General features: G+C 32.7%; 10 protein-coding genes. 6 read left to right on the forward strand and 4 right to left on the reverse strand.

Going from position 1 to position 8,383, the window contains the following annotated elements:
• Nucleotides 1-81 precede the first annotated feature (81 nt).
• Together ACHBGV_RS09885 and ACHBGV_RS09890 are read left to right on the forward strand one after the other, a co-directional pair.
• On the forward strand, nucleotides 82-975 hold the full coding sequence (locus ACHBGV_RS09885) for an aldose 1-epimerase family protein (protein WP_394736249.1): 894 nt from the start codon (nucleotides 82-84) through the stop codon (nucleotides 973-975).
• A gap of 51 nt (nucleotides 976-1,026) precedes the next feature.
• Entirely contained in the window at nucleotides 1,027-1,866 is an 840-nt protein-coding gene (locus ACHBGV_RS09890; RefSeq protein ID WP_394736248.1) for a metallophosphoesterase, read from the forward strand.
• Nucleotides 1,867-2,260: 394 nt separating this feature from the next.
• Here ACHBGV_RS09890 and cadX read toward each other — a convergent pair whose 3' ends face one another.
• Together cadX and ACHBGV_RS09900 are read right to left on the reverse strand one after the other, a co-directional pair.
• A complete protein-coding gene (cadX, locus tag ACHBGV_RS09895; RefSeq protein WP_000711078.1) occupies nucleotides 2,261-2,599 on the reverse strand; it encodes a Cd(II)/Zn(II)-sensing metalloregulatory transcriptional regulator CadX in 339 nt (112 codons plus the stop codon).
• Between the two features lie 11 nt (nucleotides 2,600-2,610).
• On the reverse strand, nucleotides 2,611-3,225 hold the full coding sequence (locus ACHBGV_RS09900; RefSeq protein ID WP_009880708.1) for a CadD family cadmium resistance transporter: 615 nt from the start codon (nucleotides 3,223-3,225) through the stop codon (nucleotides 2,611-2,613).
• A gap of 28 nt (nucleotides 3,226-3,253) precedes the next feature.
• Between ACHBGV_RS09900 and ACHBGV_RS09905 the strand changes: the two genes are divergently transcribed.
• From ACHBGV_RS09905 to ACHBGV_RS09920, 4 genes are all read left to right on the forward strand, one after another.
• Nucleotides 3,254-3,439, forward strand: a complete 186-nt coding sequence (locus ACHBGV_RS09905; RefSeq protein WP_029943815.1) for a hypothetical protein — start codon at nucleotides 3,254-3,256, stop codon at nucleotides 3,437-3,439.
• A gap of 1,290 nt (nucleotides 3,440-4,729) precedes the next feature.
• Nucleotides 4,730-5,632: a hypothetical protein gene (locus ACHBGV_RS09910; RefSeq protein WP_394731597.1), complete on the forward strand. Its 903-nt coding sequence runs from the start codon at nucleotides 4,730-4,732 to the stop codon at nucleotides 5,630-5,632.
• A complete protein-coding gene (locus tag ACHBGV_RS09915) occupies nucleotides 5,622-6,857 on the forward strand; it encodes a hypothetical protein (protein ID WP_394731596.1) in 1,236 nt (411 codons plus the stop codon). Before ACHBGV_RS09910 ends, ACHBGV_RS09915 begins: the two co-directional genes overlap by 11 nt.
• A gap of 12 nt (nucleotides 6,858-6,869) precedes the next feature.
• Nucleotides 6,870-7,499 (forward strand): ABC transporter ATP-binding protein, encoded by a 630-nt coding sequence (locus tag ACHBGV_RS09920; RefSeq protein ID WP_394731595.1) that lies wholly within the window; start codon nucleotides 6,870-6,872, stop codon nucleotides 7,497-7,499.
• Nucleotides 7,500-7,815: 316 nt separating this feature from the next.
• On the opposite strand, the gene rpmG is transcribed toward ACHBGV_RS09920, so the two are convergent.
• Both rpmG and rpmF read right to left on the reverse strand, forming a co-directional pair.
• The gene (gene rpmG, locus ACHBGV_RS09925) at nucleotides 7,816-7,965 is read right to left on the reverse strand and encodes a 50S ribosomal protein L33 (RefSeq protein WP_002262412.1); all 150 of its coding nucleotides are present in this window, start codon (nucleotides 7,963-7,965) and stop codon (nucleotides 7,816-7,818) included.
• A gap of 15 nt (nucleotides 7,966-7,980) precedes the next feature.
• On the reverse strand, nucleotides 7,981-8,163 hold the full coding sequence (gene rpmF, locus ACHBGV_RS09930; protein WP_002937589.1) for a 50S ribosomal protein L32: 183 nt from the start codon (nucleotides 8,161-8,163) through the stop codon (nucleotides 7,981-7,983).
• Nucleotides 8,164-8,383 lie beyond the last annotated feature (220 nt).

The following is an 8,383-nucleotide window of genomic DNA, read 5'->3' on the forward strand; positions in this document are numbered from 1 at the left end:
GGGATTTTTTGTATACACTCAAAAAGGCTACATAATCTCTACAGTGGATTTACCCACTACAGAAATTATAGAGCCGTTTTTATGCTCGAATTAAAAAATGAGAACTTAACAGTACAATTTTCTGAATTAGGTGGGCAAATTATTTCCATTAAAGACAAGGATGGTATCGAATATCTTTGGCAAGGAGATCCGACCTATTGGAGCGGTCAAGCACCAGTTCTATTTCCGATTTGTGGAAGTTTACGAAATGATTGGGCTATCTATGAACCTGCAGAAAGGCCGACATTTACAGGTACAATTCCAAGGCATGGACTTGTGAGAAAAATGATGTTCAAAAATGTAAATAGTACGGAAAACTCTTTAGAATTTTCTATTTCATCAAACGAAGAAACCGTAAAAAATTACCCTTTTGAATTTGAACTTTCCATTAACTACTCACTACTTGGCAATACAATTCGAACTGAATATCGGGTGAAAAATCTTGAAGGACATAGAAAGCTACCTTACTTTATTGGGGGTCACCCAGGTTTTAATTGTCCCTTGTTGGATGGTGAGAGTTATGAAGACTATTATTTAGAATTTGAAAAAGTAGAATCTTGTACAGTACCTAGAAGTTTTCCAGAAACTGGCTTACTTGATCTGCGAGACCGCCGGCCATTCTTGGAAAATCAAAAGACCTTGGACTTGTCCTATAAACTGTTTGAGCATGATGCCATAACATTGGATCAATTAGCATCACGAAAGGTAACCTTGAAATCAAAAAATCATCAGAAGAAACTTTCGATTGCATTTGATGATTTTCCATATTTAGTGATTTGGTCAACTACAAATCAGAGTCCCTTTATCGCATTAGAACCTTGGAGCGGACTCTCTACTTCATTGGAAGAATCTGATATTTTCAATACCAAACGAAGTATTAGCTATGTTGCTCCAAAAGAAGTTGATAAAAAACATTTTGATATTATTATTGAGTAACCTTTTGAAAATGTTTGTTCGTTACAGAAATTTGGTAAAATAGTTCGTATAATGAAAAAACTAAAAAATATTAAGCCACGATGGTTTGTTTTTATTTGTATCCTAATTTTTCTTGCTTTAGGTTTTGACAGTCGGCTTCAAGTAACTCATTACAGGCTTGTTAGTCCCAAAATATCTCAGCCAATCAGACTTGCTCTAATTACTGATTTACACTCATCAAATTACGGTAAAAATCAGATACAAATCTTGGAAACATTAGAGAAAGAAAAGCCAGATATCATTTTATTAGGTGGAGATATTTTTGATGATGAACTTTCTGACAGAAAAACTCTAGAATTGTTAAGCGGGCTAGGAAAATTTAATCATCCTTACTATGTGTCAGGTAATCATGAAATATGGAGTAATCGATATGATCAGATGCTGGAACATCTGAGACAACAGAATGTGGTCGTATTATCTGGAGATAGTAGTAGAGTTGATGTAAGGGGGCAGTCCATCACTATTTCAGGCATTGATGATCCTGAATATTTTCAAAAGTACGATACTAGTGAGAATTTGCTAGACCAACTTGAAGACATAAAAGGGAAGCAAATAAGCACTGACTTTCAAGTTTTACTAGCGCACCGACCAGAACTAATTGATACTTATCAAAAGTATGGATTTGATTTAGTGTTATCTGGTCATGCGCATGGAGGACAATGGAGAGTACCTTATTTGGTTAATGGTGTATTTGCGCCTAATCAAGGTTTTCTTCCGAAATATGCAGGTGGTTTATATGAAGTTGAAAATTCGTATTTTATTGTAAGCAGGGGTCTGGCCAAAGAATCTACACGAGTACCAAGATTCTTTAATCGCCCAGAAATCATCATTGTAGATCTTGTTAATCAGTAACTTCACTTCTTTCAAATCACTCAAAAACCCACTGACTTAATTAGCCAGTGGGTTTTATTACTTTTCCGAATCAAAAACTTATTTCAAAAAAGGTAGTGATTCGACTGATTTATACTGCAATGTAATGAAAATAAAAATTTCAAAAATCGCTTAAAATCAAGGTTTCTACCGCCTATTGACGTGTAGTGAATCCCTATTTCACATCAGTAAAGATTAAGTATTGTCTATTTTAGCTGTTAGAAACGTTTATATATCAACGTTTTTGTAATGTTCCTTAGCAAAAGGTAGAGTGAATGGTAGAGTAGTTATTGCGTTAGTTCAGCAATCTTATCAAGATAAATACCCACAGCTTCTAACATTCGTTGAGGTGCTAATTCAGCGTAAGTATCCATTGTTATCCTAGTTGATTAAAAAAATCTCTAATTTCCTCATCTTTTATAAAATAATATATAATTTTCCCCTCTCTTCTAGTGTCCAAGATGTTTTGATTGGCTAGTTTACGAAGATGGTGGGAGGCAGATGCCATACTGAGATTTAATAAACAGGCTATATCGCAGACACAGAGTTCTTCGACGGCAAGGAGATAAAAGATGATATTTATCTGTTTATTATCGGTAAATTTTGATAAAATACGAAGTGATTTTTGGACTTTTTCCTTTTCAAGGTAGTTCGTTGCGGTTGTAACATTTTGTTGATTAATAACATCCACTTGACAGATACTATCTTTTTTCATAATTTTTTCTCCTAGCCTAACACAGTCCATAGCATGTCAAAGCTGTTGTTTTCAATCAGGATATATATCCCCAATCCTAAATAAACAACGGCAATAAACCATCTGCTATATTTTTCCAAAGTTTCTCCAACAGAAGGGACTTGTGCCAATTTTTGGGCAGAAAAAACCAAGAGATAAATCATGACTAGAAAGGTCAGTAAAGCCACTATCAAATTCGCTAAATTTAAGGTAGTAAAATATGGGACAAAGACACCAATATTGTCAGCACCACAACTTGCAAAAGTAATCATAGCGACTAGAAAGATCAGGTTTTTATTATCTTTGCTCAAACCTTCTTTGGCAATAGCTTCTCCATCAGAATCTCCTAAAAGCAAAACTTTGAGGCCTAGGAAAATTGGAATCAAACCGAGCAAACCTAAAATCTCTTTACTAGGAATATAATCTAAGACAAATGCAAAAAGCAAACTTAGCAATATTAGACTAACAGAGCCTAGAAATTGTCCTAAATAGATGTTAATGATGTCTTTTCTGCTTTTTCTTTTGGCAAAAAATAACATTAGGATAATAAGTAAGTCTACGGCTGTCCCAGAATACAGGATTATTGAAGTAACAACATTTTGAATCATAAAACACCTCATTCAAATATATTTTTGAATGAATTTTAACATTAAACTTTGTAGATGTCAACTTAAAATCCACCAAAATATAGATAAGAAGTTAGTGTACCAAATATTAAAAAGCCCTGCCATCGAAATGATAGCAGGGCTTAACTTCAATATCCAGATGATATATTTATCTAAAAAAGGTAGAGTAAAAGGTAGAGTTTTTATTGATTTGTAGTGCGATATAATGAGTTTCAAAAAATCAAAAATCGCTTAAAATCAAAATTTTGACGTCTATTGACGTGTACTGAAACCCTTACTTAACCTCAGTAAAGGTCTAATAATGTCTATTTTAGCGATTATAAACCTTGATATAGCAAGACTTTTATGAATTGTCCTCCAAAAGTGTAGAGAAAAATGTAGAGATAGAATAACTATGCCGTTAATTCGTCTAATTTGGTTTGAAACAAGCTAACAACTTCCAATTTTCTTTTGCGCTAGTGAAGCGTACGTATCCATGGTAGTGGAGATTGACCGATGCCCTAATCGAACTTGTAATTATTACTTCAGTTTATCTTGTTGCGTTATAGTAATATTTAGTTCCAAACAGAAAAATACTTGATTGATAAGTAAATATATGTTAGAATGAAATCGATAAATAGAAAGCGCATTCATGGATTAGGTAAATATTGTGGACTAAAAAACTTCCTAATTTATTTTTGTTGCAGGTAGTTATAATTGGTAACGCAAATTCATATAAACAGGATCTGCAGAATGGAGAACACCATGAAGTGAGAATTCAGTCGTAAAAAAAGCCAGGTGGACTTGATGTGGGGAAAGCAGACTGATGGGGGATGTATTTTTATAGATTTCAAATTAATATTAATAAGGATAGGAGGTTCCCTGTAGATGAAAATCTACATTTATTAACTTCTGAAAAGTCATCAATTACTCATAAAGTAAATATGACAATTGAAAATAGGAAAGGAGAATATCATGCATAAGTTTGAAAAGCTATTGCTATTGTCAGGGGTTTCAGCTAGTTTATTTTTAGGATTGGGAGTGAACGCTACTTCTGTTTATGCAAATACAAAAGTAGATTAGGTAGATTCAACTATCTTAGGTGGCTGGAATGAGGAAACAGGTAAGTTTTCTAACCAGAATAGTAATTTAACGCCTGGAATTTCTAGATTGCGAGCAGCCAACAGTGGACCGATACATAATGGAAAACGTGAAAACCGTTTTCGGAAAGATGGTCTTGAATCGAGAGCTGTTGCTTCTACCACTTGGCCAGGAGTCTATCATTACAGTAGAGCTCAGATGGTAGGGGCGTATGGAAGAGGTCGTGTTAATACTGACTCAGGTCGTGTTTGGGCTCGTAATGGTACACAAGCTTACTCTCCATGGGTATTTGAAGGAGAGATTAGTACAAATCTCGCGAAAACTTTCTATGGTAAATAGTAATTGTTAAATAAATATGCCTTTTCATTAAAAAAGAAAAGGCATATTTTCTATCAGGTGATAATTTATGAATTTATTGAGAAAAATACAAATTTATATACCACTATTTATTTTAATGGCGTGTCTATGGCTTAATTACTATTACCAAAATCAGCAAAACTTAGTGGTGTTAGAAAGTAATGCTCTTAGAACATCAAACCATTTATCTCTATCTTCTGATGAATTTAGTGACATATTGACTAAAATTGGTAAGAATAATGATAACTTTTGGCTAGTTCAGAAGATAGAAAATGGAGATAAGGATGTTCTGAATATTTTTGCCAATAACTGGGATAATCTTCACTTCCCTCATAAAACAGGAGAATTATTATATAAAAATAATGATTCGAAAGCCTTGATTGGCTATTCAATAAAGACTATTTATGAAGAAAATAAAGAATATGTTATTTTTGAGGGAAGAAAATATGAAGTAATTGGAAAACTTGGAATGTTAGCTAATAGTCCGTTGTCCAGAACCATTTTAGTTAGTGACAAAAAGTTATTAGCACATGAAGGGGAACTCAGTTTAAATGGTGAATTAAATGATCCCAATTTTCAGAATCATACGAAACCAGGTGATAACATAGGTGTTGAACGTATTTTTTCTTTGTCACAATTTGCTTTCTTATTGAATGCAAGTACTGTAACGTTTGTCGGTCTATCTATTATTTTTTGGATACATTTCCTTATCCGAAAAAATAACAAAATATATCAAACATATCATTTATTAGGAAAAAACTGGGTATCCATTTATATCAAAGAATTATTTTTTCTACTTTCAGCAAATATTTGTATTTTGACGACATTTACCTTCCTATTTAAGCTACTAGGAGAGAGGCAAATGATGTTACCCCACCATTTAGCGATGGTCTTGATTGAGGTGATTAGTTTTACATTTTTGTTTTACAGAGGGAGAGCTAATGAAAAATAGAAATAATGACATACATATAAAAAAAACAATTCCCTCCGTCCTACTTCACTTACTTGCAAGTTTATTAGTCATATTACTTACGGTAGTTATCACATTAACTAGTCAGTTATTATTAAAAAATGATCAAGCTAAAAATAATATAACCCGACTATCCAACGGTTATTATAGTTACACTATAATTGATACTCTATATGAAGACGATGCTTTTTATCAGTTTAGGAGTGATAAAGAGAGTCTTGATACTCTTAGAATATTTTACAATAACTTGTATCAATCAAAAGAAATTGAGTTGTTAGCAACTTTTAATCAACCGCTTTTTATTCAATCATTCAATAAAGGAGAGAAATTTTTATATGATGAAGGGATGCTAGAAACCAATGGAAACACTAAGGATCCTGAAGCAGTAAAATCTTTTCAAATGAATCGGAAAGCATTTGATTTTTATCATTTAAAAGTTGAAGAGGGAGAGGAAATAGATTGGCCCTCTATATCTTTATTAGATTTCAACTCCTATCCTATACTTTTAGGTAGTCAATTTCGTGAACATTACAAACTAGGAGATAAAATCACTGGGGAATTTTATACGAAAACAATAACGTTTGAAGTTAAGGGTTTTTTAGAACCAAATAGTTATGTTTTCTATAAAGGGAATGCGGAATTTTATTTAGATGATTATATCGTTATACCTTATCCTATTGAACTTCCAGACATTAAGACAAAGGATTTTACATTTGAAGGTATTTTATATTTCGCTATGATTAATAGCCAGTTTGCAACACGTTTACCAAGAGAGAAGGTTTTGGAAGTGCTTCGAGAACAATCGGAAAAGTCAGGTTTTGTTGATTTTTCGCTGTTGGAAGTGGATGATTTTTTAATAAAATACGAGCAATTGTTATCGGTCATTAGTCGTCTTCAAATTTTATTGATCATACTAGTAGTTGCTCTAGGTATTCTTTTTTTATATGTTATAGGAAGCATTTTAGTATCTATTTTACGATACCAGGCGGATGAGATTCGCATTAGTTGGTTAATTGGGTATAACGTAAGAGATCGAATTTTATCCAGAATATGTATTTGGCTCTATTTATCATCTTTATTGACTTGTTTTGTGATAGAAATTTTATTATTTAAACAAATTTTTGTGTTACCTATTATGGTTGTAAGTAACTTTATCTTATATTTTATTATCTATTGCACACTAATTAAAATAAGTGAATATGAATAGGAGAAATCGTATATGATCATACTAGAAAACATTGACAAAAAATACCATAAGCACAAGGTATTTACCAAATTTAATATGAAAATAGAACCTGGAGAGATAACGGCAATTAGGGGAAAAATTGGTTCAGGGAAATCAACTCTATTAAGGATTCTTGCTGGATTAGATACATCTTATCACGGAACATGCTCCATTTTTGGACATTTAATGATAAAAAATGATAAGGAATTGGCGCACTATCGTCTTCAAAATATTGGCTATATTCCACAAGATTATCAGTTACTCGATGATTTAACTTGTTTTGATAATATAGCCTTACCCTTAAAGTTTTTGAAAGTATCCAAGAATGAGTCAAACAATAGAGTGATGAATATCATGAGAGAATTAAATATTACTCATTTAAAAGATAAGTATCCAGTGGAGATTTCAGGAGGACAAAGCCAGTTAGTATCTATTGCACGTGCTTTAGTAAAAGAACCGGCTATTATAATTGGCGATGAACCAACAGGAGCTCTTGATAGAAAAACAGAAGAGCTCGTATTGCAGTGTCTAAGATATCGTCAATCTAAAAATTCTTGTATCATTATTGCAACTCATAGCAAAGCAGTTGCAGAAAAATGTCAAAAAATAATAGAATTAAACTAATTAGTCAGATAGTTAGATTTGATATTAAGTTACAGAAATTAGTCCTTGTTATAAATGCACGCTACCTCCCCTTACTATTGAACTGTATTTAGAATTCTATATAAGAAAAATCTACATATAAATTCTATTTTAAAAATAGCAAAGGAACACCTCATATGAGGTGTTCCTTTTCATATCTGCATGTTCTACTTATATTTTTTATTATCTAAAAAAATGTAGAGATTCGGTTGATTTTTATTGCAATGTAATGAAAGTTCATCTTTCAAAAATCGCTTAAAATCAAGGTTTCTACCGTCTATTGACGTGTAGTGAATCCCTATTTCACCTCAGTAAAAATCACGTGCTTACGCAATTTTGGTGAGTATTTTTTCAATTGAAGACGGTCTGGAGTGTTACGTTTGTTTTTTGAAGTAAGGTACAAACGCTCACCAGATTCTTTGTGTTCAAGTGTGATATTTACGCGCATGGTATCTCCCTTCTATTATTCAGCTGAAGCAGCTTTAGCGATTTTACGTCCTTTGTAGTATCCTTTCAAAGATACACGGTGAGAACGTGAGTAATCTCCAGTAGTTTCGTCAAATTTCACAGTTGGAGCTGCTACTTTATAGTGAGTACGACGTTTGTTTTTCTTCGCTTTTGAAGTGCGACGTGCAGGTACTGCCATTTCGATTTTCCTCCATTAAAATGCGAGCTGACGCTCGGCTCTTATCATAAATATAGTGTATGACTTTCGCCAACTTTAACAGTATAACAAAAGTTTTTTGTAAAGTAAAGTTACTTGACAGATTTTTTTCTATTTTTTGCCATCGCTAAATTCTCAAAGTAAGTTCTAGTCTGTCTTAAAAACTGGAAATTAGACTGAGACAAGGAAATAAGGTAGAACT

The sequence above is a fragment of the Streptococcus sp. A34 genome (genome assembly GCF_043674115.1).
Classification (GTDB): domain Bacteria; phylum Bacillota; class Bacilli; order Lactobacillales; family Streptococcaceae; genus Streptococcus; species Streptococcus suis_V.

Bases quoted from the DNA above. Each gene is read 5' to 3' on its own strand.
- ACHBGV_RS09915 (WP_394731596.1), top strand. From the start codon at position 5,622: ATGAAAAATAGAAATAATGACATACATATAAAAAAAACAATTCCCTCC.
- ACHBGV_RS09890 (WP_394736248.1), top strand. From the start codon at position 1,027: ATGAAAAAACTAAAAAATATTAAGCCACGATGGTTTGTTTTTATTTGT.
- rpmG (WP_002262412.1), bottom strand. From the start codon at position 7,965: ATGCGCGTAAATATCACACTTGAACACAAAGAATCTGGTGAGCGTTTG.
- cadX (WP_000711078.1), bottom strand. From the start codon at position 2,599: ATGAAAAAAGATAGTATCTGTCAAGTGGATGTTATTAATCAACAAAAT.
- rpmF (WP_002937589.1), bottom strand. From the start codon at position 8,163: ATGGCAGTACCTGCACGTCGCACTTCAAAAGCGAAGAAAAACAAACGT.
- ACHBGV_RS09885 (WP_394736249.1), top strand. From the start codon at position 82: ATGCTCGAATTAAAAAATGAGAACTTAACAGTACAATTTTCTGAATTA.
- ACHBGV_RS09920 (WP_394731595.1), top strand. From the start codon at position 6,870: ATGATCATACTAGAAAACATTGACAAAAAATACCATAAGCACAAGGTA.
- ACHBGV_RS09910 (WP_394731597.1), top strand. From the start codon at position 4,730: ATGAATTTATTGAGAAAAATACAAATTTATATACCACTATTTATTTTA.
- ACHBGV_RS09900 (WP_009880708.1), bottom strand. From the start codon at position 3,225: ATGATTCAAAATGTTGTTACTTCAATAATCCTGTATTCTGGGACAGCC.
- ACHBGV_RS09905 (WP_029943815.1), top strand. From the start codon at position 3,254: ATGAATTTTAACATTAAACTTTGTAGATGTCAACTTAAAATCCACCAA.